The organism is Corynebacterium sp. HMSC074A01 (assembly GCF_001831515.1).
In the GTDB taxonomy this organism is placed as follows: domain Bacteria; phylum Actinomycetota; class Actinomycetes; order Mycobacteriales; family Mycobacteriaceae; genus Corynebacterium.
In genome coordinates this window covers 102421-102703 of sequence record NZ_KV825630.1, presented here as the reverse complement: position 1 = coordinate 102703, position 283 = coordinate 102421, and the positions used below count along the sequence as shown (strand labels likewise).

At 66.4% G+C, this 283-nt stretch carries 1 pseudogene; it reads right to left on the bottom strand.

Features of this window, described 5'->3' with window-relative positions:
* A pseudogene (locus HMPREF2550_RS12375) lies at positions 1-283 on the bottom strand (HNH endonuclease); the annotation flags it as partial.

The following is a 283-nucleotide window of genomic DNA, read 5'->3' as shown; positions in this document are numbered from 1 at the left end:
CGCGGCGCGGGCGGTTTCAGCTCCTTCTTCAACGCCTTCGCCCGCTTGACCACGGTGCGCATGTCGCCCTGGGTTTCGCAAAGCTTCTGGCGGTAGTGCCACCGGTCTTTATCCGAGTCCAGCGAACGCGAGGAGCGCGCGATATAGGCCAGCGTGTCCAGCCGGTGTTCGTTTTCCCGCGCGGCGGCAACACACGCCGCTTGGGCCTTCCTATTGCGCACCGATCCGTAGAACACCTCGGCGGCGAGCGCGAGTTGTTCGGCGCGGTCGCGGTCCATGCCGC